Source organism: Frigoribacterium sp. CFBP 13707 (assembly GCF_014842245.1).
GTDB lineage: Bacteria > Actinomycetota > Actinomycetes > Actinomycetales > Microbacteriaceae > Frigoribacterium > Frigoribacterium endophyticum.
In genome coordinates this window covers 448,343-471,369 of sequence record NZ_JACYVL010000002.1, presented here as the reverse complement: position 1 = coordinate 471,369, position 23,027 = coordinate 448,343, and the positions used below count along the sequence as shown (strand labels likewise).

Below are 23,027 nucleotides of genomic sequence, written 5' to 3'. Positions count from 1 at the left end.
TGCGCTTAAGCTGGGGCACCGTGGGCGGCGCTGCCCACGCACTGATCAACAATCAACGGAGAGTGGGCGATCGGCTGTGACGAGCCACGTGACGGGAACGACCGACGAGGGTGCCTTCGGCGCCAACGAGTGGTTGGTCGACGAGCTCTACGAGCAGTGGCTGGTCGACAAGAACGCGGTCGACGAGTCGTGGTGGCCCGTCCTCGAGGCGTACACCCCCGCCGACGGCGGAGGGTCCCCGGCCGGAGGCGCCGCCGACGCCGCCTCCGCCCCGCAGTCCGCCGGCGCGGCGACCAGCACGCCCGCCGCCCCGGAGCCCGCCTCGACCGAGGGCGGCCAGGCCCAGGTCCCCGACGAGGTCGCCGGCGCCCCCGGCCAGGACGAGCCCGCCGCCCCGGCCCCCGCCCCGGCAGCCCCCGCCGGCAAGAAGGCGGCGAAGACCACGTCGGTGGAGCCCTCCGCGAAGCCCATCCCCGCCGACTCGCCCGCGAAGGCGCCGGAGCCGAAGCGCCCGGCCGCCGAGCCCATGCCGGAGCCCGAGGCCGTGGTCACGCCGCTCCGCGGCATGGCGAAGTCGCTCGCGACCAACATGGACGCCAGCCTCACGGTGCCCACCGCGACCAGCGTCCGCACCGTCGCGGCCAAGCTGATGATCGACAACCGCATCGTCATCAACAACCACCTGAAGCGCGCCCGCGGCGGCAAGGTGTCGTTCACGCACCTCATCGGCTGGGCCCTGGTGCAGGCGCTCAAGGAGTTCCCGAGCCAGAACGTCTTCTACGACGAGGTCGACGGCAAGCCCTCGGTCGTCACTCCCCCGCACATCAACCTCGGCCTCGCGATCGACATCCCGAAGCCGGACGGCACCCGTGCCCTCCTGGTGCCCGGCATCAAGAAGGCCGACGAGATGACCTTCGCCGACTTCCTGTCGGCCTATGAAGACGTCGTCCGCCGGGCCCGTGACAACAAGCTCACGGCGGCGGACTTCCAGGGCAACACGATCTCGCTGACCAACCCGGGAGGCATCGGCACCGTCCACAGCGTCCCGCGCCTCATGAAGGGGGCCGGCTCGATCATCGGCGCCGGCGCTCTCGACTACCCGGCGGAGTTCCAGGGCACGTCGTCCAAGACCCTCGTCGAGCTCGGCATCGGCAAGACCGTGACGCTGACGAGCACCTACGACCACCGCGTCATCCAGGGCGCGGGCTCCGGCGAGTTCCTCAAGAAGGTCAACGAGCTGCTCATCGGGCAGCGCGGCTTCTACGAGGAGATCTTCGCGGCCCTCCGCATCCCCTACGAGCCCATCCACTGGAACGCCGACATCAACGTCAACCTCGCCGAGCGCGTGGGCAAGACGGCGCGCGTGCAGGAGCTCATCAACAGCTACCGCGTGCGCGGCCACCTGATGGCCGACATCGACCCGCTGGAGTACCGCCAGCGCACCCACCCCGACCTCGCCATCGAGAGCCACGGGCTGACCTTCTGGGACCTCGACCGCGAGTTCGTCACGGGGGGCCTCGGGGGCCGCACCTCCGCCCTGCTGCGCGACATCCTCGGCATCCTCCGCGACTCCTACTGCCGCACGATCGGCGTCGAGTACATGCACATCCAGGACCCTGCGCAGCGGGCCTGGGTGCAGCAGCACGTCGAGGTGCCCTACGTGAAGCCGTCGCACGACGAGCAGATGCGGATCCTCGCGAAGCTCAACGAGGCGGAGGCGTTCGAGACCTTCCTGCAGACGAAGTACGTCGGCCAGAAGCGCTTCAGCCTCGAGGGCGGCGAGTCGGCGATCGCGCTGCTCGACACCGTGATCCAGCAGGCCGCCCGGGAGGGCCTGGAGAAGGTCGCGATCGGCATGGCCCACCGTGGCCGCCTCAACGTGCTGACGAACATCGCCGGCAAGACGTACGGCCAGATCTTCCGTGAGTTCGAGGGCACGCAGGACCCGAAGACGGTGCAGGGCTCCGGCGACGTCAAGTACCACCTCGGCACCGAGGGCGAGTTCACGAGCGCGACCGGCGAGACCATCCCCGTCTACCTCGCGGCGAACCCCTCGCACCTCGAGGCCGGCGACGGCGTGCTCGAGGGCATCGTCCGCGCGAAGCAGGACAGGGGCCCGAAGGGCGTCTTCGCCACGCTGCCCGTGCTGGTGCACGGCGACGCGGCCATGGCCGGCCAGGGCGTCGTCGTCGAGACGCTGCAGATGTCGCAGCTGCGCGGCTACCGCGTGGGCGGCACCATCCACGTCGTGATCAACAACCAGGTCGGCTTCACCACCCCGCCGTCGGAGTCGCGCACCTCGGTCTACTCGACCGACGTCGCGAAGACGATCCAGGCGCCGGTCTTCCACGTCAACGGCGACGACCCCGAGGCCGTCGCGCGCGTCGCCGAGCTCGCGTTCTCGTACCGCCAGCAGTTCAAGCGCGACGTCGTCGTCGACCTGGTCTGCTACCGCCGCCGCGGCCACAACGAGGGCGACGACCCGTCGATGACGCAGCCGCTGATGTACAACCTCATCGAGGCCAAGCGCAGCGTCCGCACCCTGTACACCGAGGCGCTCGTCGGCCGCGGCGACATCACACAAGAGGAGTACGACGGCGCCCACCGCGACTTCCAGGACCGCCTCGAGCGGGCCTTCGCCGAGACGCACGCGGCCCAGACCGGGTCGATGCCGGTGGTCACCGACGACGCGGGCGACGTCGACGACCTCGAGCGACCGGTGTCGCAGCGCGACGACCGCACCGGCGAGCCCGAGACGACCGGGGTGTCGCTCGACCTGATCCACGCGATCGGCGACGCGCACGACAACCCGCCCGAGGGCTTCTCGGTGCACCCGAAGCTGTCGCAGCTGCTGCGCAAGCGCGTCGACATGAGCCGCGCCGGCGGCATCGACTGGGCCTTCGCCGAGCTGCTCGCGATGGGCTCGGTGCTCACCGAGGGCACGCCCGTCCGGCTCGCCGGCCAGGACAGCCGTCGCGGCACCTTCGTGCAGCGCCACTCCGTGCTGCACGACCGCGAGAACGGCCAGGAGTGGCTGCCGCTGCAGAACATCACCGACGACCAGGCGAACCTCTGGATCTACGACTCGCTGCTCAGCGAGTACGCGGCGATGGCCTTCGAGTACGGCTACTCGGTCGAGCGGGCCGACGCGCTGGTGATGTGGGAGGCGCAGTTCGGCGACTTCAGCAACGGCGCGCAGACCGTCATCGACGAGTTCATCTCGAGCGCCGAGCAGAAGTGGGGCCAGCGCTCCAGCGTCGTGCTGCTGCTGCCGCACGGCTACGAGGGCCAGGGCCCCGACCACTCGTCGGCGCGCATGGAGCGCTTCCTGCAGCTCTGCGCGGAGGACAACATGACCGTCGCGCGCCCCTCGACCCCCGCCTCCTACTTCCACCTGCTGCGTCGCCAGGCCTACGCCCGGCCGCGGCGCCCGCTCGTCGTCTTCACCCCGAAGGCCATGCTGCGGCTGCGCGGCGCGACGAGCGGCGTCGACGCGTTCACCTCGGGCCGTTTCGAGCCGGTGCTCGACTGCACCCGGGTCTCCGACCCGTCGGCGACGAAGCGCATCGTGCTGCACTCGGGCAAGATCCACTACGACCTGACGGCTGAGCTCGACAAGCGCGGCGTCGGCGACGACGTCGCCCTCGTGCGCCTCGAGCAGCTCTACCCGCTGCCGCTGGAGCGGATCCGCGAGGTGCTGTCGCGCTACCCGCAGGCCGAGCTGGTCTGGGCCCAGGAGGAGCCCGAGAACCAGGGTGCCTGGCCGTTCGTCGTGCTCGAGCTGCAGAAGCACCTCGACCGCCCGATCCGGGTCGCGTCGCGCCCCGCCTCGGCGTCGCCGGCGGCCGGCTCGACGAAGGCCAGCGCGGCGCAGCAGGCCGAGCTGATCGCGGCGGCGCTCACGCTGTAGCGCTGTCGGGGTGAAGCCCGCCGACCGCGGCGGACGAGACGGAGGGTGACGTCGGCCGAGCCGATGTCGCCCTCCGTCGTGCCGGGCTCCCGGAGCCGAGGAGGCGCGGGGCGACCCTGGTGCGCATGCCCGCTCCCGGAGACCCCGCCTCCCCCACCCGCCTCGCCCCGCTCGACGACGCACCTCCTGCCGCTCCCCGACCCTCGGTGCCGCGCTCCGGAGCCAGCCGGCCGCCCCGGCAGGTCGGCGTGGACGTCGCCCGGGGCCTCTGCGTGCTGCTCGTCGCGCTGCACCACGCGATCCTCTACCCGGCCGACGTGCCGGAGTGGCTGCGCGACGTGACGATCGCCCTGGCACCGTTCCGGATGCCGCTCCTGATGTTCCTCTCGGGGGCCCTGGTGCCCGCGACCGTCGGTCGTGGGGCCCGGTCGTTCCTGCTCGCGCGCGCCCGGAGCGTCCTGTGGCCCCTCGTCGTGTGGGGCGCGGTCATCGTCGCCGTCGACGTCGCCCGGGGCATCGCCCTGGGCCGGCTCGACGAGGCCGTCGCGGACACCACGTCGCACCTGCCGTGGGGCACCTGGTTCCTGGCCTACCTGCTCATCTTCGGGGTGGTGGCCCTCCTGGCCCGACGACTCCACCCCGGTCTCCTGGCCGCGGGCGCGGCGCTCGCGTCGCTGACCGTGCCCGAGCTCCCCGGCGACCTGCCGGGTCGGTTCTGGGCCATGGCCGTCTTCTTCTTCCTGGGCGTCTGGTCGGGCCGTCGACCCGAGGCCCTCCGTCGGGCCTGCGGATCACGGGGCGCCGTGCTGGTGAGCGCGGTCGTGGTCGCCGCGACGGCGGCCGTGGCGGTCGCGCTGGGGGGCGACTCCCCCGCCTTCCAGCCGTGGGCAGCGCTGCCGGTCGCCGGGTCGTTCGTCGCGCTCGTCGCGGGTGCGACCTGGCTCGGTCGTCGACGGGTCGGCCGCTTCCCCGCACTGGTGGGCGGACGGAGCATCACCTGGTACCTGCCGCACACCATCGGGGTCAAGGCGGGGCACGACCTCAGCGTGGCGCTCGGAGCGCCTCCGCTCGTGGAGGTCGCCCTCTGCCTGATCGGCGCCCTCTCGATCGGCGCCGGCCTCCACCTCGTGGTCACGCGCTGGCCGCGGGCGGACGTGCTCTTCCGGTGGCCACGCCGGACGGCTCCCGGGCGGTGATGCGCTGAGCGGTTGTCAGGATGTGGAATGTCACGTAACATCTCAGATGCGACATCCCCTCACCACGACCGGCCCCCGCCGCTGACGAAGGACTCCCATGCACCTCTCCGCCCGCTCCACCCGCCTCGCGGCGTTCGCCGCCCTCCCCCTCGCCGTCGTCATCAGCGGCGTCGTCGTCGGCACGAGCTCGTACGCCGCCTTCTCCGACACCACCGAGAACGCCGGCAACAGCTGGGCCACCGGCAAGGTCGCGATCAGCGACGACGACGAGGGCCAGGCGCTCTTCGAGGTCGCCGGCCTGCTGCCGGGCGACACCGGCTCGAACTGCCTCACGGTCACGGCCGACACGAGCGCCGCCAGCACCGTCCGGCTCTACGCGAGCGACACGGTCGATCTCGACGCCCTCGGGTCGTCCCTCGCCGTCGTCGTCGAGCGGGGGGACCCCGAGGCGACCTGCGAGCGGTTCGTCCCCGGTGGCGACATCCTCTTCGCCGGCACCCTCGCCGAACTGGCGACCTCGACCTCGTTCGCCGACGGCGTGGGCGACTGGAGCGTGCCCGCCGGCACGACCGACTCCCTCTGGCGCGTCACGTACCACCTCGCCGACGACGCGACGAACGCCCTGCAGGAGGCGGAGGCGGCGACGACGTTCGTCTGGGAGGCGCAGAACGACTGACCGACGGCGTGCCGGCGGCCCCGCTGCCCGCCGGCACGCGCCCGTCGCCGCCCCGACCGCCGTCCTCCCGACCCGCGCCCGCCCGATCCGCGCCCGCCCGACACCCGAGGGATCCCCGTGCCGCACCCCGTCCGCTCCTGCCCGGGCGACCTGCCCGTGGTCGCCGTCGCCACGGCGGCGCGCACCGCGCTCTGGACGGTCGCCCTGCTCGCCCTCTGGTGCGTGCTCCCGGCCGCCGCCGGGTGGGCGGTGACGACGGTCGCGAGCGACTCGATGGCACCGCGCCTCCGCACCGGCGACGTCGTCGCGGCCGTGCCGATCGACGGCGCCGACGCGGTGCCGGGCCAGGTGCTCCTCGTCGACGACCCCGACCACGCCGACCGCCTGCGACTGCACCGGCTCGTCCGCACCGGCGACGAGGGGCTGCGCCTCCGGGGCGACGCCAACGCCGCCGACGACAGCAGCCCGGTCTCCCCGGCCGCCGTCCACGGCGCGGGCGTGCTGCGCGTGCCGGCCGTGGGCCTGCCCGGCGTGTGGCTGCGACAGGGCGCCGTCGCGCCGATCCTGCTGCTCGTCGCGGCGGCGTCGGTGATCTCGGTGCTCGCCCGCGCCGACCGCGACGTCCGGCAGGGGCTGCCCTGCCGCCGCTGCGGTGCTCCCCGGTGGGAGACCGACGCGCCCTCCGTCGGGATGCCGACCCGCGCCTCCGGCACGGTGCGCTTCGCTGCGGGCGCGCTGGTCGTCGCGACGGTCGCCGCCGTCGGCGCGACCAGCGACGCCGCCTTCTCGGCGACCACCGGGTCGGCGGCCACCGCCTCGACCGACACCTTCCCGTGCTTCGGCGGCCCGCTGCTCGACGACCCGGTGCTGGCCTGGGGCTTCTCGGAGCCACGGGGCGGCGACGTCCGCGACGAGAGCGGCCACGGGCACCTCGGCCGGTCGGCCTCCGGCCCCGTGCGGAACGACGCTCCCTGCGACGGCGACCCGTCGATGAGCCTCGACGCCCCGGACGCCCGCGTGCAGAGCACCGTGGTCGGCCCCGCGCCCTCGACGTTCTCGGTCGAGGCGTGGTTCCGCACCGAGAGCGCCGGCGGGAGGATCGTCGGCTACAGCTCGAGCACCTCCGCCGCGTCGCCCTACAAGGACCGCCACCTCTACGTCGGGGCCGACGGCACCCTGCACTTCGGCGTGCAGGGGTCGAACGACTTCCGCTTCGCGCTCGGCGGGCGGAGCGTGGTGACCGACGGCGAATGGCACCACGCCGTCGGCACGTTCCGGCCCGGCAGCACGGAGCTCTGGCTCGACGGCGAGCTGCAGGGCCGCCGGACGGACGCCCGCGCCCTCAAGGCGTACAACGGCTCGTGGCGGGTCGGCCGCGAGTCACTCGCGTCGTGGGCCGGTGAGCCGACCGATTACACCCTCCGGGGCGACGTCGACACGGTGCGGGTGTACGACACCGCGCTCGACGCGGCCGCGGTGGCGGCGCACCACGCCGCGGGGCGCTGAGCCCGGGGCGCCCGGGAGCTGACGGGCGTCTCCGGGCCACGAGGCCGGGGCGACGTCACCTCGACCAAGACCCTGCGACAGGGCCCTCAGACGAGCTTCGAGTACCGCACGCCCGCCTCGTGGTACCCGCGCTTGCGGTAGAACCGGTGCGCCGAGTCCGTCGCCGCGGCCGAGACGGCGTCGAGCGTGCGGGCGCCGTGCCCGCGCGCCCACCCCTCGAAGTGGCCGAGGAGGTACGAGCCGAGGCCGTCGCCGCGGGCGGCGTCAGCGACGACGAGCAGCAGCAGCTGCGCGGTCGGGGCGTCGGCGTTGTAGGCCCACGTGACGTGCGCGCCCGCGACCGCCGAGACCCGGCCCGTCGCGTCGCGCACGACCCAGGTCTCGTGGCCGGCCTCCGCCGTGAGGCGGGCCAGGCGGGCCGACAGCACGTCGGCGTCGAGGGCGTAGCCCAGCGAGCTGATCAGCGAGACGAGGTCGTCGAGGTCGTCGGGCGTCGGGGTGCCGAGCACCTCCACCGTGGCGGTCATGACGCCGACGCTAGCGCAGTGCCGCGGTGCGTGACGCACGGTGCGCCGGGGGCCTGCGGTGCCGGGGAGCCGACCCGCGACTCCCCGGGGTCGGTCAGTGCTGGGCCTGCAGGGCCCGCAGCCGCGCGAGCACCGTCGAGCGGAGGTCTTCCGGGGCCGTCTCGCGGCACGCGCGCTGCACGGCCTCGGTGAGCACCTCGCCCACCTTGCGCTCGCCCGCGCAGTCGGCGCAGTTCGCGATGTGCTCACGGATGTCGGCCGCGTCCTCGCGGCACAGCTCGCCGTGGAGGTACTCCTCGAGCTCGGCCTTGGTCTTGTCGCACCCGCAGTCGGTCATCGCTTGCTGCCCTTCGTCGTCGTGCCGGCCGGCACCGCGATGCCGCGGTCGCGTGCGTAGTCGGCGAGGAGGCCTCGGAGGAGGCGGCGACCGCGGTGGAGGCGGCTCATGACCGTGCCCACGGGGGTCTTCATGATGTCGGCGATCTCCTGGTAGGAGAAGCCCTCGACGTCGGCGAAGTAGACGGCCATCCGGAAGTCCTCCGGGACCTTCTGCAGGGCGTCCTTCACGGCGCTGTCGGGGAGGTGGTCGATCGCCTCGGCCTCGGCCGAGCGCGTGGAGCCGGAGGTGCGCGTCGCCGACTCGGCGCCGCCCATCTGCCAGTCCTCGAGCTCGTCGATGGTGCCCTGGTAGGGGTCGCGCTGCTTCTTGCGGTACGTGTTGATGAACGTGTTGGTCTGGATGCGGTACAGCCAGGCCTTCAGGTTGGTGCCCTGCTGGAACTGCCGGAAGGCGGCGAACGCCTTGACGAACGTCTCCTGCACGAGGTCGGAGGCGTCGGCGGGGTTGCGCGTCATGCGCATCGCGGCGGCGTAGAGCTGGTCCATGAACGGCAGCGCCTGCTCCTCGAAGAGGGAGCGGAGCTCGGCCTCGCCCGGAGGCGTCGCCTCGGCCTCTGCGGGGCCGGCCTCGTCGGCGCCGGCCTCGCCCGCGGCCCCGTCGGTCGCGGGGGCGACGACGGTGCGCTCGGGAACGGGCGCAGCGGCGGTCGCGCTGGTCGCGGGGGTGGGCTCGTCGCCCTCGGGGGTGATCATCAGGGCCGATTCTAGTTCGGCCACGGTGATGCGCCCCGGAAGCGTCATCGGTGCAAGTGCTGTGGGCACACGTCCTCCAGGTCGTCGCTGCATTACCCTGGTGAACCGATGCAGGTGTACAGGTATTCCGCGCCCGAGTTCTCCCCCTACGACGACGGCCGCGTGCCCGAGGCGGACCCGGGGCGCTGGGTCGCGCCGCGTGCGGCCGGACCGCTCCGCGCCTCCCTCTCGCTGCCCGGGTCGAAGTCGCTGACGAACCGCGAGCTCGTGCTGTCGGCCCTCGCCTCCGGCCCGTCCCGCCTGCGGGCGCCGCTGCACTCGCGCGACACCGCGCTGATGATCCAGGCCCTGCGGTCGCTCGGCACCACGATCGACGAGGTCGAGTCGGGCGAGCCGTTCGGCCCCGACCTCGAGATCACGCCCGGCGAGCTGCAGGGCGGGGTCACCGTCGACTGCGGCCTGGCCGGCACCGTCATGCGGTTCCTGCCCCCGGTCGCCGCGCTGGCCCTCGGCCCCGTCACGTTCGACGGCGACGAGTCGGCCCGCCGCCGCCCGATGGCGACCACGGTCGCGTCGCTGCGGGCGCTGGGCGTCGAGGTGGCCGACGACGGCCGCGGCTCGCTGCCCTTCAGCGTCTACGGCACCGGCGAGGTCGAGGGAGGCGCGGTTCAGATCGACGCGTCCGCCTCCAGCCAGTTCGTGTCGGGGCTGCTGCTCTCGGCCCCGCGCTTCTCGCGGGGCCTGACCCTGACCCACACCGGCGAGAGCCTGCCGAGCATGCCCCACATCGAGATGACGGTCGACGCGCTCGCGCAGCGCGGCGTCGAGGTGACCTCGCCGTCGGCCGGCGTCTGGGAGGTGCCCGCGGGCCCGATCGCGGGCCGCGACCTCGTCATCGAGCCCGACCTGTCGAACGCGGCGCCCTTCCTGGTCGCCGCGCTCGTCGCGGGCGGCACGGTCTCGATCGCCCACTGGCCCGCCGAGACGACGCAGGTCGGCGCCGACCTGATCGAGCTGCTGCCCCTCTGGGGCGCGACCGTCACGCTCGAGGGCGACGTGCTCACGGTCGACGGCGGCGACGGCCTGATCGGCGGCGGCTCGCTGCCCGGCGTCGACGTCGACCTCTCGCGCGGCGGCGAGCTCGCCCCGGCGCTGGTCGCCCTCGCGGCCCTGGCCTCCGGGCCGAGCACGATCACGGGCATCGGCCACCTCCGCGGCCACGAGACCGACCGCCTCGCGGCCCTCGCGAGCGAGATCAACGCCCTCGGCGGCCGGGTGACCGAGCTCGACGACGGGCTGCACCTCGAGCCCTCCCCCCTGCACGCCGGCCAGTGGCGCTCGTTCGAGGACCACCGCATGGCGACGGCCGCGGCGATCATCGGCCTCGCGGTCGACGGCGTCGAGGTCGACGACGTGCGCGTGACGGCGAAGACGCTGCCGCAGTTCACCGAGCTGTGGAGCGAGCTGCTCGGTCGCCGTGTCAGCGAGCGACCCGCCGACATCGACCTGCTCGGCTTCCTGTAGGCCCGGCATGAGCTGGTGGAGCGAGGTCGAGGGCGACGCCGACGACGAGGCGTACGGCGAGTACGACGAGAGCTCGGTGCGCGTGCGCCCGAACCCGAAGGCCAACCGGCCGCGCACGAAGCAGCGGCCGGCGTACGACCAGGCCGAGGAGGGCGTCGTCTGGACGGTCGACCGCGGCCGCTACGGCGTGCTGATGGACGCCGGCACCCCCGACGAGCGCGAGATCACGACCGCCCGGGCCCGCGAGCTGGGCAAGAAGAGCGTCGTGACGGGCGACCGCGTCGGCGTCGTCGGCGACACGAGCGGTGCCGAGGGCTCGCTGGCCCGCATCGTGAAGGTGCAGGAGCGCACGACGCTGCTGCGGCGCAGCGCCGACGACAGCGACGCCGTCGAGCGCGTGATCGTGGCGAACGCCGACCAGATGCTGATCGTCGTGGCCGCGGCCGACCCTGAGCCGCGCCCCCGCCTCGTCGACCGCTACATGGTGGCCGCGTTCGACGCGGGCGTCGAGCCGATCCTCTGCATCACGAAGACCGACCTCGCCGACCCGGCGCCGTTCGCCGCGCACTTCGCGTGCCTCGACCTGCGGATCGTGACGACCACCTCCACGTCGTTCGACCCGCTGCCCGACGGCTCGCCGTCGCCCGTGCTCGACGAGCTGCGCGAGCTGCTCGACGGCCACGTGACGGTCACGGTGGGGCACTCGGGCGTCGGCAAGTCGACGCTCGTGAACGCGTTGACCGGCTCGCAGCGCGAGGTCGGCGTGGTGAACGCCGTGACCGGGCGCGGGCGGCACACGTCGTCGTCGACGGTGTCGTTCAAGGTGCCGAGCGGCGGCTGGATCGTCGACACCCCCGGCGTGCGGTCGTTCGGCCTCGGCCACGTCGACCCCGAGAACATCCTCAAGGCCTTCGCGGCGCACGCGCTGCCCGCCGACGGGCCTGCGCCCGACGGGATCTCCCTCGCCGAGGCCCACGACTGGGAGATCGTCGACCGCGTCGAGGCCGGCGAGCTCGGCGAGACCGGGCGCGAGCGGCTCCGGTCGCTGCAGACGCTGCTCGCCTCGAAGGGCGGGGTCAGCGGCCGCGACCAGGCCGCGCGCGACGACGACGCCCGCGGCGACGAGCAGCCGTAGCCGCGACGCGTCTCGGGGTGGCGGTCCGCCGGGTGCGTGCGCACCGGCCCGTCCGGGGGCTGCTGGCTGCAAATGCCGACCGGGAATGATCTGAGACCCGGAAAAGCACTTGTTCTGCGGCTCACCGGTCTCGTTCAGTCGGCATTTGCCGCAAGAAGGTGGCCTGAGGAGGCGCGGTGCGGGTCGGGCAGGACGGGCCAGTCGGAGGCGCGGTGCCGGCCGGCCGCGCTCGGTACGCTGGCGAGGTGACCGACCCGACCCGCGACTCCTCGTCCGCTGCCGACCCGAGAGGCTCGGCCGAGTGGGCCGACGACCTGCGGCTGGCGCTGCAGCTGGCCGACGCGGCCGACGCGATCAGCACCGAGCGCTATCGCTCGGCTGACCTGCACGTGTCGCTGAAGCCCGACCGCACGCCCGTGACCGACGCCGACCAGGCCGTCGAGCGGGCGATCCGGGCGGGCATCGAGGCCGAGCGCCCCGGCGACACCTTCTTCGGCGAGGAGTACGGCGACGACGGCGCCTCGCACCGCCAGTGGATCGTCGACCCGATCGACGGCACGGCGAACTTCCTGCGCGGGGTGCCGGTGTGGGCCACGCTGATCTCGCTCGTCGTCGACGGGGTGCCGGTGCTCGGGGTCGTGAGCGCGCCGATCCTCGGGCGGCGGTGGTGGGCGACGCGGGGCGGCGGGGCGTTCTCGTCCGAGCACGGCACCGCTCCGCTGCGCGTGTCGGGGGTGAGCGACCTCGCCGACGCGTCGCTGAGCTACAACGGCCTCGAGTACTGGCGCGACGCCGGTCGGCTCGACCAGCTGCTCGACCTCACCGGTCGTGTCTGGCGCACGCGGGCCTACGGCGAGTTCTGGTCGTACATGCTCGTCGCCGAGGGCAGCGTCGACGTGGCGGGCGAGTTCGGGCTCGAGCCGTACGACATGGCGGCGGTCATCCCGATCGTCGAGGAGGCGGGGGGCCGGTTCTCGAGCGCCGACGGCAAGCCGGGCCCGTGGCACGGCAGCGCCCTCGCGACGAACGGGCTGCTGCACGACGGGGTGCTCGGGGTCGTCGCGGGCTGAGCAGCACCCAGGAGCCCGTCCGAGCCGAGCAGTCGTCACCTGGAGGCGCGGGCCGCAGGGCGCCGCCCGGCGACCGGCCTCATCCCTCCGGACTAGCTCCGGCCCCGGCAGTCCCATCCCCCGGGGTGATGCCGTACGTCGCGGCGACCGCTTGACTGGCCGCAGGTCGACGCCGCACCCCGGAGGGGTCCTGTCCACGGACGGGCCGGCGCACCAGGGGCCCCGCGGCTCGCCTGCCCTGAGGGCGGGCCGCGGGGGCTCCGTCAACGCCGGGGGCGCCGCCCGCGGCGACGTCACCGCCTCGTGAAGGAGCCCCTCATGCCCGTCGTCACCGCCGCCTCCGTCGCCTCCCCCTCGAGCAGCACCGTCAGCGCCGTCGACCCGGCCGCCGTCGACCTCCCCGCGACGCTCGACGTCGACATCACGGCGTGGCTCGTGGCAGCGCTGGCGTCCTCGCCCGCGACCGCCTGACTCGCCGACCGGCAGGGCCCCGCGACGCACGTCGCCGGGGAGCCGCTCCGGGCACGACGACCCCGCCCAGCGGTGCGGACCTCAGGAGGCGCTGGCCGCCTCCCCCACGCGCCCCTGCTTGCGGGCCCGCAGGTCGAGCAGCGCCAGCACGAGCGCGACCGCCACGAGAGCGATGGTGACGAAGAAGCCGCTGCGGTAGGCCGCGTGGTAGACGTCGAGCGACGCGTCGGACCCGGCGCCGGCGATGACCGAGTAGAAGGTCGAGACCGCGGCCGCCGTGCCGATGGCGGTGCCAGCGCGCTGGCCGACCTGGCCCATCGAGCCGGCGACGCCGCCCATCTCGACCGGAACCTCCGCCAGGGTGAGGGTCTGGTTCGGCGAGATGACGAAGCCGCCGCCCGCTCCGGCGACGAGCATGCCGACGCCCATCGCGTAGGGCGTGATCTCCTGCGGGGTCAGCACCGCGGCGAGCAACAGCAGCACGAAGCCGCCGGCGACGAGGGCGAGGCCGACCACCACGAGGCTGCGGCCGTACTTGTCGACGATGCGTCCGCCGTAGAACGCGGCGACGGCCGAGGTGAGGGCGAACGGGATCGTCACCATGCCGGCGTAGACGGGCTCGAGGCCGAGCCCCTGCTGCAGGTAGAGCGTCGTGAGCAGGAAGGTCGCGGGCAGAGCGCAGAAGTACACCGTCGCTATGAGGGTGCCGTTGCGGTACGACGCCAGCGAGAACAGCGAGAAGTGGACGACGGGCGACTTGCCGCGGGCCTTGTAGCGCTGCTCCCAGGCGACGAAGGCGGCGCCGAACCCGACGAACCCGATCAGGAAGAGCCAGCGGAGGGGCTCGTCGCCCTGGCCGGTGGTCAGCACGAACGGCAGCATGAGGGTGAGGATGGTGAGGCCGAGCAGCACGATGCCGACGAGGTCGAGCTCGTTGTGGCCGCTCGGGGCGGTCGTCGCCCGCGGCAGCAGCTTGAGGGCGAAGACGATGGCGACGATGCCGAGGGGCACGTTCATCCAGAACAGCAGGCGCCAGCCGTCCTGGTCGCCGCCGATCGCGATGAGCAGGCCGCCGAGGGTCGGGCCGAAGGCGGTCGAGATGCCGATCACGGCGCCGAACAGCCCGAAGGCGCGACCGCGCTCCTTGCCCTGGAAGAGCTGCTGCACGAGCCCCAGCACCTGGGGCATCTGGATGCCGGCCGCGACCCCCTGGAGGATGCGGGCGACGACGAGCAGCTCGATGCTCGGCGCGAGGGCGCAGAGGATGCTCGCGATCGTGAACGCGCTGAGCCCGATGACGAACATGAGGCGGCGTGACTTGAGGTCGCCGAGGCGGCCGGAGGGCACGAGCGAGAGACCGAAGGCCAGGGCGTAGCCCGCGACGATCAGCTGCAGGGCGGTCGGCCCGGCGCCGAGCGAGGCCTCGATGCTCGGCAGGCCGACGTTGACCTTCGACAGGTCGAGGATGGTGAGGGCGGCGACGCCGACGCAGACGCCGAACGCCTGCCACTTCTGGCGGTCGGTGATCTGCCCGCGTTGGCCGGGGGCCGCGGGCGCTCCGTCGGAGTCGCGGGCAGAGGAGGAGTCGGATGTCTTCGTCATGGGATGCTCCTGTCTTACACCTGTCGGTCGCCGCCGCCCCGCCGCCTCGATAAGCTCGGTCGTCGCCCGACCGCCTCGAGAGAACGGCTCCGCCATCAGCACGTCGACCACGACCCCGACCTCGCGGGGGCAGAGCTCGTACCGCGCGATGTTCACCGGGGCCCCGGTGCGCGGGGCGAACCCCGTCGTGCTCTTCGTCGTCACGGTCCTGTGGGCCTGGCTGCGAGTCCCCGAGGCCGCCCGCGACACGCTCTGGGCCGAGGACGGCCGCGACTTCCTCGCGGACAGCGCCGCCGCCTCCGCTGGCTCCCTCTGGGCGACGCCCTACGCGGGCTATCTCCACCTGCTGCCCCGCGTCATCGCCGACGCCGTGACGGCCTCGGTCGACGTCGAGCAGTGGGCGCTGGCGATGACGGCCGCGAGCTGCCTGACGGTCGGCGTGGTGGCCGTCGTCGTCTGGGCATGCACGGCCGACCTGATGACGAGCCCCAGCGCCCGGGGCGCCCTGGCACTGACGCCCGTGCTGCTGCCGGTCGTGTCGGTCGAGGTGCTCGGCAACGTCGCGAACCTGCACTGGTTCCTGCTCTGGGTCACGCCGTGGGTGCTGCTGCACCGCCCGCGGACTCGTGTCGGCGTCGTGCTCGCGACCCTCGGCCTGTTCGTCGTCGGGGCGACGGAGATCCAGGCCGTCCTGTTCGTCCCGCTGCTGCTCTGGGGGTGGCGCGACGCACGCCGCTGGCCGGCCAGGGTCGCGCTGCTGGCAGGGCTCGTCGCCCAGGCCGTCGCCGCCGTGTCGTCGCCCCGCGAGGAGATGGCCGGCGCGCCGGGCAGCCTGGCGGACCTCGTCACGGGCTACCTCGTCAACGTACCGGCCGGTGCCCTCTGGGCCGACGCCTCCTCCGTCGGCGAGATCGCGGACGGCCGCCTGTGGCTGCTCGCCCTCGCCGCGCTGCCCTTCGTCGCGGCCGGAGCGTGGGTGCTCCTCCGGGGCACGGCCCTCCAGCGGGTGGCCGCCGTCACCCTCCTCGGGGGCTCAGTGGGGGCCTTCGCGGGCGCCTACCTCGCCAACGGCTACCACCGGGCCTTCTACTCGACGTGGGGGCCCGCCGAGTGGGAGGCCTTCTCGTTCAGCCGCTACGGCGTCGTGCCCGGCATGCTCCTCGTGGCGCTCCTGCCCTTGGCGCTGGGCGTCGCGCTGGGTCGGCGACGGCGCGTCGCCGCGGTCGTGCTGGGCCTCCTGCTCGCCGTCGTGACCCTGGCGCAGGTCGTTCAGACGGGGTCGGTCGACGGTGCCCGCGCGGCGGGCCCCGAGTGGACCGGCGGGGCCGACGCGGTGGTCGAGCAGTGCGAGACCGGCCAGGCCGAGGCCGTCGCGCCGATCGCGCCCGGAGGGCCGTGGACGATCACCCTCCCGTGCTCGTACGTCGAGGCGCACGACTGAGCGTCGGCGCCCGGAGCTGACCTGCGGGATCCCCCGGCGCGGTCGCAGGCGGACACCGCTACCGTGGGCCGGATGACGACGCGACGGCTGCGGATGACCGCCGCCCGTCTGCTCGCGGCCTGGCTCGTCGTGCTCGTCGTCGTCGGATCGTCCGTCGCGCTCGTCCCGGCCGTCGCCGAGGTGGCGCGGTCGACCTGGGCCGACCTGCTCGCTCTGACGCGGCCGATCGGCCTGCTCACCATGTCGGACGGCTACACGCAGGTGGCCGTGATCGCGCTGGCGCTCGCACCGCTCCTCCCCCTGGCCGACGCCGCCACGGGCTTCCGTCGCCGACGGGCGCTGCTGCGCGTCGCCGCTGCGCTGGGGGTCGTGGCGGTCGTGGTGTTGACGGCGGCGACTGCGGGAGGCGCGGTGCCGGTCCGCGCCCGCCTCACCTCCCTGACGGTGGCCGTCGCGGTCGGGCTCGCGCTCGGTGCCCTGATCAGCGCGGCGCTCCGCCCCCTGTGGGGCGCTCACCCCGCCGGAACGCCCGGCCCTGCGACGCGGCGCCTCGCGGTCCGGTCCGCGCTCGGCTACGGCGCGTTCGTGGCGCTCGTCGCCTTCACGTCGAGGCCGATCGACAGCGGGGTGACTCCCCTGCTGATCCGGGTGCTCGACCGGCTGCACACCATCGGCTTCCCCGCGTGGATGAGCTACAGCGCCGTCGAGTTCACGGCGAACATCGTCTTCTTCGTGCCGGTCGGGCTGATCGTGGTGCTGCTCGTCGGCCTGCGCCGCTGGTGGTGGGGCGCCGTGGCCGGGTTCGTGATCAGCGGCAGCGTCGAGCTCGGCCAGCTGCTCTTCCTCCCCGACCGCTTCGCCTCGCTGGACGACCTGCTCGCGAACACGACGGGGGCGCTGCTCGGGGCCCTCATCGGGGTGGTCGTGCTCGGGCGTCTCACCGCTCGACGCGATCGGCCGTGACCGGGCCCTCCGCGGCTCGCACCGTCTGCGCACCGGAGCCTCGGCACCATCGGGCGACGGCTCGGGCAGCCCGGTGGCTCGGGGACTCGACGAACCGGTAGAACACGGCGGCGGCAGCGACGGCGAGGGGCACGGCGATGGGCCCGACGAGCCAGACCGACTGCGTCGGGAGCAGATAGGCCACCGACACGACGATGGGTTCGTGGACCAGGTAGAGGCTGAAGGAGATGCGGCCGAGCCACGCCACGACGGGCGACTCCAGCCAGGACCACCGGGCGACCAGCGCCAGCGCGACGATGAGGGTGCAGGCGACCAGTACCACAGGGCGGGTGGCGAGCACGAGGTTCCCCGTCGGGCCCGGCCACGGCCACCACCATCCGATCGTCACGAGCAGCAGGCTGAGAGCCCCCAGCCCGGGAAGCGCCCAGGACCATCGGCGCCGGAGCCGGTCGAAGACCGACTGCACCTCGCGGAGATGGACGGCGAGGACGACGCCGAGCATGAAGATCGGGAGGTACTTGACCGGGGTCGAGGCCGAGAGCGATCCCGCGACGGAGGCGGCGATGGCCAGGGCAGCGAGGACGAGCCCCGACCGGACGACGCGCCGGGCGATCCAGACGTAGAGGGGTAGGGCGAGCGAGAAGACCACCTCCCACCGCAGCGTCCAGAGCACGCTGTTCAGGTTGTCGGCGTTGCCGAGAAGAGTGGCCGTGCGGAGCACGCTGACCACGGACACCTCGTCGTCGTGGATGTTCATCCACCTCGACCTCTGATCGGGCGCGCTGCGGGGAACGGTCAGGGCGAGCACGAGCGCGAACCCCACCGAGGCGACCACCGGCAGGTAGAGACGGAGGAGTCGGCTCGGGTAGTACGCCCGCCAGGGCGTGGACGAGACACGGAGCACGGCCAGGGTGAGGACGCAGCCGCTGAGCACGAAGAAGACGACGACCGCCTCTTCTCCGGCCCAGAACAGGTGGAGGGGCGAGTTCACGAGCCAGCGGAACGGCCCGTCGTCATGGCCCGGCGCCCCGGCAGACGCGAGCACGGGAACGACGAGCAGGACGTGGTGCAGGACGACCACGACTGCCGCGACCCCTCGGAGCCCGTCCAGGGAGGACAGTCTGCGAGGGGTCGCGGCGCCGGCGGTGCGGTGTGACGGCGGGGCAGCGGCGAGGGGCGCCATGTGTCGATCCTCTTCTCGGTCAGGACGTGATACATGAGTATCTCATGTATTGCCTCGATCGTGAAGAACTGCCCTGGCTGAGATCCAGGGTCATCGCCACCATGCGCACCAGACTGGGCCTCACCGCATGGCCCCGGACACGAGAAAGGCCCCGAGCCGAAGCTCGGGGCCTTCCTGATGATCTGGTGTTACGCGTTGTTGCGCGCGCGGCGCTGCAGCGTGACGACGACCATCAGCGCGATGCCGAGCATCAGGGCGCCGGCGGCGGCCCAGATGACGAGCGTCGGGACGGTCGAACCGGTGAAGGCGAGGCCACCGGCGTTGTTCGAGCCAGCGGCGGGGGTGCCGTCAGCGGCGACAACGGTCAGCGCGGCGGTGGCCACGTTGCCCGAGGTGAGGCCGGTCGCGGTCAGCGCGTACGAGCCACGAGCCGTGGTGGGCAGCGTGACGGCGACGCGAGCGGCACCGTTCGCGTCGGCGGTCTTGACGAGCGTCGTGGTCTCGATGGCGGCCAGCGTTACGCGACCCTCACCGGTGACGGCGAAGCTCACGTTCTCGCCAGCGATGAACGAGCCGTTGACGATGGTGACGTTGATGGTGCCACCAGCGGCGACGGTGCCCTGCACCGTCACGTTGGTCGACGGGACGTAAGCCTGGGCGGCGGCCGGCCCAGCGAAAACGCCGGCGACCACGAGCAGAGCTGCGGCGATGATCTTCTTCATGGGTTCCCCTAAGCGGATAGGCGCCCCAGTGACTTCCCCTGCGGAATGAGACGCACGCTCACGTTAGCGGAGATTCACAGGCAACGCTTACCCGTTGTGTTTCGGGAAGGTTAACGATCGGGGTCGTCTCGAGCTCCGCGTCGCCGCTCGTCGTCTCCCCGCCGAGGAACGACATCTTGATCGTCGTGCTTTGCCCTGGTGAGAGGGTGGTCTGCAACTGGACCACTGCATGACCGGAGTCGGTCGCGGTCTGGACGCCCGCAGGCTGACCATCCACGGCAGCCTCCATGAACACCCCCTCACTGGGGGCATAGACGGCGACGTTCGTGCTGACCTGGCCCGGTGGGATGCCGAAGTTGCCACCTCCGCTCACGTAAGGGGGCAGCGAGGTCGCGGCGTCGGCAGGTGCGTCGTTCCGGAGCGTGACCTCGACCACGTAGGTCGAGCGCCCGTCCTGCCGGCAGACCTCCTGCCCGACTCCGAACTCCGCACCGAGGTAGTAGTCCATCTTCGCGCCGGTGCCGTCGTTGAGGTAGACGCCGAAGCGGGGCTGCGACGGCGTGCTCTTCGGCAGCTGCCCCGCGAGCGTCGTCTCCGCGATGCGGGCCTGCTCGTCCGGGTCCGCGCTCCAGAGGTAGATGCGGCGTTCGTCGCCTGCCCGGGCGAGCGCCGATACCAGCGCCTTGGGGTCGAGAGCTCCTGACGCGACGGCGGAGAACACCCCCGACGCCGTGCCGGCGAAGAAGAGGTCCTGCTGAGCCGGTTCCTCGTAGCGGGAGTAGGCCTCGCTGAGCAGCAGCGGGACGACGTTGTCCGAGGTGAGGACGTCGCCGGTCGGCAAGGTGATGGGTCCGGTCGCGGTCATGAGGTAGCTGAGGGCGACGGGATCCATGGAGAGTACCCCGTCGACGGTCGTGCCGAACTGCCGCTTCCACATCTCGCTCGCGAGCTGAGCGCTGAGAGGGAACTGAGGAGTGAGGTTCACGTCCTGGATGTACTGACCGGTGATGGCGCCGTACAGTCCCTCCGTCTCGGGAGGCAGCGGGAGGACGGGAGCAGCGGCTCGCGGGAAGTCGCTCGACGACGCCTGCTGCACGAGGCTGAGCTTCCCGCCCTCCACGTGGACGAGCGCCACGGCGCCGGGGATTCCCCCGGTCGATCGGAGTTCGGCGTTGTTCTGGAACAGAACCAGGTAGTCGCGCGAGCCGTCGACGCCCATCATCGCGGGCGCGAGGTCGACAGCACGGGCGGCGACGTCGACCTGCTCGCTCGCCTTGCCGAGCACGTCGACCAGGCGAGTGACCGCGTCCTCCACCGGACCGACCGTGGTCGACGCGTCGATGCCCTGAGCCACGACGAGCTGCGCCTTGATGCTGTCGTCAGCAGCGCTGATCGCGGGCTGCGCCGCGACGAGCGGGGCGAGGTCGACAGCCCCGTCGACCGGCTTGAAGGCGTCGACGCTCACCGTGCTCGCGACACCGGCGACAGGCACGATGGCGTCATCCGCGACCGACGACAGAACCTGCGCCAGTTGCCGGATGACGGTGAAGTCGTCGCCTGCGCCGGGCACGAACTCAACAGCTCGCCACACGGGGTCACTGGTCAAGTCACGAGCTGCACGCACCTCGTCGCGGAGATGCTCCGCCGAGTCGAGAGCCGCATCGCCGTCGCTGCTGAGGATCTGGGCTTGGACTGAATCTGCCAGCCCCGCAGCTCTCTCGAGGTGCTGTGATGCGAGGTAGCCCCGGATGCCGACCCATGCGCCGAGCAGGACGAAGAGGATGACCGCCCCGAGCAGGAGGCGACGAAGCCTCCGCCACGTCGAGCGTTCGCGCCGATGACCGGCGTGGCTATCTGACATGCGCTCATTCAAGCAGACGTGGTGGAGGGCCTCGGTCGCTCAGGTACGAAGAGACGCCTTGTGCCCGCGGTACCACTCGATGGTCGATCGCAGCCCGTCCTCGAGCGAGATCTGGGCCGTCCAGCCAGCGGCTTCCAGCTTCGACACGTCGAGCAACTTCTGAGGCGTGCCATCGGGCTTGGAGGTGTCCCATTCAGTCTCACCGCGGAAGTCCACGATCTTGCCGATGGTCTCCGCGATCTCCTTGATGGTGACGTCGGTCCCGGTGCCCACGTTGACCTGCTGCGGTCCGTCGAAGTGCTCCATGAGATGCAAGCTCGCGCTGGCGAGATCGTCGACGTGGAGGAACTCACGACGGGGAGCACCGGTCCCCCAGTTGGTGACCACCTCGTGCCCCGCCTGTGCAGCCTCGTCGTACCTCTTGATGAGGGCCGGTAGAACGTGAGATCCCTGAGGCGAGAAATTGTCACCGGGGCCATACAGGTTCGTCGGCATGGCCGAGATCCACGGGAGCCCGTGCTGACGACGCACTGCCTGCACCTGCATGATGCCGGCGATCTTCGCCACGGCGTAGGCGTCGTTCGTCGGCTCCAGGTGTCCGGTGAGAAGGGAGTCCTCATTGATGGGCTGCTCGGCGTACTTCGGGTAGATGCACGAGCTCCCGAGGAACAAGAGCCGCTCCACGCCCTGCTCCAGGGCTGCATCCATGACGTTCAGCTGGATCTGAAGGTTCTCCGTGAGGAAGTCGGCCGGGTACGTGTCATTCGCGAGGATGCCGCCGACCTTGGCCGCCGCCAGGATGACATACCGCGGTTTGGTCTCGCGGAAGAAGTCGAAGACCGCCGGACGATCTTTCAGGTCGAGCTCGGAGGAAGTCCGACCGACGAGACCGGTGAAACCCTCGGCGTCAAGATGGCGCCAGAGACCGGAACCCACGAGGCCACGGTGCCCTGCGACGTAGAACGTGGCCTGACGGTCCAGGGGTGCCGGAGTGAAGCCGAGAGGCTCTTTGCTCACTTGGTGCCCCAGCTCGCCAGCGAGACTTTGTCGATCCAGGGACGCCCGCCGTGCTCGAGTGCCTCGATGTCAGCGTCAACCATGATGCGAGCGAGTTCCGCCGTGTCGACCGTGGCTTTCCACCCGAGCTTGGCTTCGGCCTTGGACGCGTCACCCACCAGGGCATCGACCTCAGTCGGGCGCAGGTAGCGCTCGTCGAAGAGGACGTGGTCCTCCCAGTTCAGGCCCGCATGCGTGAACGCCGTTTCGAGGAAGTCCTTGACCGTGAAGTTCCCGCCGGTGGCGAGAACGAAGTCGTCGGGCTCGTCGACCTGCAGCATCCGCCACATTCCCTCGACGTACTCGGCCGCGTAGCCCCAGTCCCTGACGGAATCGAGGTTTCCGAGGTAGACGTTCTCCTGACGCCCCGCCTTGATCGCAGCGACCGCACGAGTGATCTTCCTGGTGACGAAGGTCTCGCCGCGCCGCGGGGACTCGTGGTTGAAGAGGATCCCGTTGACGGCGAACATGCCGTAGGCCTCGCGATAGTTCTTCGTGACCCAGTAGCTGTAGACCTTCGCCGCGCCGTAGGGCGAGCGGGGGTAGAACGGGGTCTCCTCGTTCTGCGGCGGGGGCGTCGCTCCGAACATCTCCGACGATGACGCCTGGTAGAAGCGGGTGTGGATGCCTGACATGCGGACGGCCTCGAGCATGCGCATGGAGCCGACTCCTGTCGTGTCACCTGTGTGCTCGGGCTCGTCGAACGAGACACGGACGTGCGACTGGGCGGCCAGGTTGTAGACCTCGTCCGGCTTCAGGTCGCCTAGCAAGCTGACCAGGCGAGCACCATCACTCAGGTCGCCGTAGTGGAGGAAGAGCTTGGCGTTCGGGTCGTGCGGGTCCACGTAGAGGTGGTCGATGCGCGATGTGTTGAAAGTCGATGCCCGCCGAATGAGCCCGTGGACCTCGTAGCCTTTGCTCAACAGGAGCTCGGCGAGATAGGAACCGTCCTGGCCTGTGATGCCAGTGATGAATGCCTTTTTGATCGGGTGCTCCTGCTTCAGATCAAGGCTGTCTTGAGCTAGCGGTTCAGCCCGCTAGAGCCGACAGTCGTGGGTTTAAATCTGAGCCTAGCTAGGATCGGACGTAACA

19 protein-coding genes are annotated in these 23,027 nt (G+C 72.0%); 10 read left to right on the top strand and 9 right to left on the bottom strand.

What is annotated here, in order from left to right:
• The first annotated feature begins 76 nt into the window (after positions 1 to 76).
• From IFT45_RS05900 to IFT45_RS17770, 4 genes are all read left to right on the top strand, one after another.
• Positions 77 to 3,910, top strand: coding sequence for a multifunctional oxoglutarate decarboxylase/oxoglutarate dehydrogenase thiamine pyrophosphate-binding subunit/dihydrolipoyllysine-residue succinyltransferase subunit (locus IFT45_RS05900; RefSeq protein ID WP_192127176.1), 3,834 nt, complete (start codon positions 77 to 79; stop codon positions 3,908 to 3,910).
• Positions 3,911 to 4,035: 125 nt separating this feature from the next.
• A complete protein-coding gene (locus tag IFT45_RS05895; RefSeq protein WP_192127174.1) occupies positions 4,036 to 5,106 on the top strand; it encodes an acyltransferase in 1,071 nt (356 codons plus the stop codon).
• A gap of 97 nt (positions 5,107 to 5,203) precedes the next feature.
• Positions 5,204 to 5,782, top strand: a complete 579-nt coding sequence (locus IFT45_RS05890) for a hypothetical protein (protein WP_185232137.1) — start codon at positions 5,204 to 5,206, stop codon at positions 5,780 to 5,782.
• 117 nt (positions 5,783 to 5,899) lie between these two features.
• The gene (locus IFT45_RS17770; protein WP_192127172.1) at positions 5,900 to 7,288 is read left to right on the top strand and encodes a LamG-like jellyroll fold domain-containing protein; all 1,389 of its coding nucleotides are present in this window, start codon (positions 5,900 to 5,902) and stop codon (positions 7,286 to 7,288) included.
• 86 nt (positions 7,289 to 7,374) lie between these two features.
• On the opposite strand, the gene IFT45_RS05880 is transcribed toward IFT45_RS17770, so the two are convergent.
• The 3 genes from IFT45_RS05880 to IFT45_RS05870 form a co-directional block, all read right to left on the bottom strand.
• Complete coding sequence (locus IFT45_RS05880; protein WP_192127170.1) at positions 7,375 to 7,815, bottom strand: GNAT family N-acetyltransferase; 441 nt, start codon at positions 7,813 to 7,815, stop codon at positions 7,375 to 7,377.
• Between the two features lie 94 nt (positions 7,816 to 7,909).
• Positions 7,910 to 8,152 (bottom strand): zf-HC2 domain-containing protein, encoded by a 243-nt coding sequence (locus IFT45_RS05875; protein WP_056053738.1) that lies wholly within the window; start codon positions 8,150 to 8,152, stop codon positions 7,910 to 7,912.
• Positions 8,149 to 8,907: a sigma-70 family RNA polymerase sigma factor gene (locus IFT45_RS05870; protein ID WP_244637701.1), complete on the bottom strand. Its 759-nt coding sequence runs from the start codon at positions 8,905 to 8,907 to the stop codon at positions 8,149 to 8,151. Before IFT45_RS05870 ends, IFT45_RS05875 begins: the two co-directional genes overlap by 4 nt.
• Before the next feature lie 108 nt (positions 8,908 to 9,015).
• Here IFT45_RS05870 and aroA point away from each other — a divergent pair, with 108 nt between their 5' ends.
• From aroA to IFT45_RS05850, 4 genes are all read left to right on the top strand, one after another.
• On the top strand, positions 9,016 to 10,431 hold the full coding sequence (aroA, locus tag IFT45_RS05865) for a 3-phosphoshikimate 1-carboxyvinyltransferase (protein ID WP_192127167.1): 1,416 nt from the start codon (positions 9,016 to 9,018) through the stop codon (positions 10,429 to 10,431).
• Positions 10,432 to 10,438: 7 nt separating this feature from the next.
• Positions 10,439 to 11,566: a ribosome small subunit-dependent GTPase A gene (gene rsgA, locus IFT45_RS05860; protein WP_192127165.1), complete on the top strand. Its 1,128-nt coding sequence runs from the start codon at positions 10,439 to 10,441 to the stop codon at positions 11,564 to 11,566.
• A 245-nt stretch (positions 11,567 to 11,811) separates the two neighbouring features.
• The gene (locus tag IFT45_RS05855; protein ID WP_056055795.1) at positions 11,812 to 12,636 is read left to right on the top strand and encodes an inositol monophosphatase family protein; all 825 of its coding nucleotides are present in this window, start codon (positions 11,812 to 11,814) and stop codon (positions 12,634 to 12,636) included.
• A 318-nt stretch (positions 12,637 to 12,954) separates the two neighbouring features.
• Positions 12,955 to 13,107, top strand: a complete 153-nt coding sequence (locus tag IFT45_RS05850; protein ID WP_192127163.1) for a hypothetical protein — start codon at positions 12,955 to 12,957, stop codon at positions 13,105 to 13,107.
• Between the two features lie 81 nt (positions 13,108 to 13,188).
• Here the strand turns inward: IFT45_RS05850 and IFT45_RS05845 are convergent, their stop codons facing one another.
• Positions 13,189 to 14,709, bottom strand: a complete 1,521-nt coding sequence (locus IFT45_RS05845) for an MFS transporter (protein WP_192127161.1) — start codon at positions 14,707 to 14,709, stop codon at positions 13,189 to 13,191.
• A 148-nt stretch (positions 14,710 to 14,857) separates the two neighbouring features.
• On the opposite strand from IFT45_RS05845, the gene IFT45_RS05840 reads away from it, so the two are divergent.
• Complete coding sequence (locus tag IFT45_RS05840) at positions 14,858 to 16,150, top strand: hypothetical protein (protein WP_192127160.1); 1,293 nt, start codon at positions 14,858 to 14,860, stop codon at positions 16,148 to 16,150.
• Between the two features lie 72 nt (positions 16,151 to 16,222).
• On the top strand, positions 16,223 to 17,113 hold the full coding sequence (locus tag IFT45_RS05835; RefSeq protein WP_192127158.1) for a VanZ family protein: 891 nt from the start codon (positions 16,223 to 16,225) through the stop codon (positions 17,111 to 17,113).
• Here IFT45_RS05835 and IFT45_RS05830 read toward each other — a convergent pair.
• The 5 genes from IFT45_RS05830 to gmd all read right to left on the bottom strand — a co-directional run bounded on the left by IFT45_RS05830 (position 17,088) and on the right by gmd (position 22,921).
• Positions 17,088 to 18,296, bottom strand: a complete 1,209-nt coding sequence (locus IFT45_RS05830; protein WP_256431691.1) for an acyltransferase — start codon at positions 18,294 to 18,296, stop codon at positions 17,088 to 17,090. The two genes, IFT45_RS05835 and IFT45_RS05830, sit on opposite strands and share 26 nt — an antisense overlap.
• A 188-nt stretch (positions 18,297 to 18,484) precedes the next feature.
• Positions 18,485 to 19,018, bottom strand: a complete 534-nt coding sequence (locus tag IFT45_RS05825; protein WP_192127154.1) for a hypothetical protein — start codon at positions 19,016 to 19,018, stop codon at positions 18,485 to 18,487.
• A gap of 58 nt (positions 19,019 to 19,076) precedes the next feature.
• Positions 19,077 to 20,879, bottom strand: coding sequence for a DUF4012 domain-containing protein (locus tag IFT45_RS05820; RefSeq protein ID WP_192127152.1), 1,803 nt, complete (start codon positions 20,877 to 20,879; stop codon positions 19,077 to 19,079).
• A 39-nt stretch (positions 20,880 to 20,918) separates the two neighbouring features.
• Positions 20,919 to 21,896 carry a GDP-L-fucose synthase family protein gene (locus IFT45_RS05815; protein ID WP_371810887.1) on the bottom strand — a complete coding sequence of 326 codons (978 nt, stop codon included), beginning with the start codon at positions 21,894 to 21,896 and terminating at the stop codon, positions 20,919 to 20,921.
• Positions 21,893 to 22,921: a GDP-mannose 4,6-dehydratase gene (gene gmd / locus IFT45_RS05810; protein WP_192127400.1), complete on the bottom strand. Its 1,029-nt coding sequence runs from the start codon at positions 22,919 to 22,921 to the stop codon at positions 21,893 to 21,895. The genes IFT45_RS05815 and gmd overlap by 4 nt, the downstream gene beginning before the upstream one ends.
• Positions 22,922 to 23,027 lie beyond the last annotated feature (106 nt).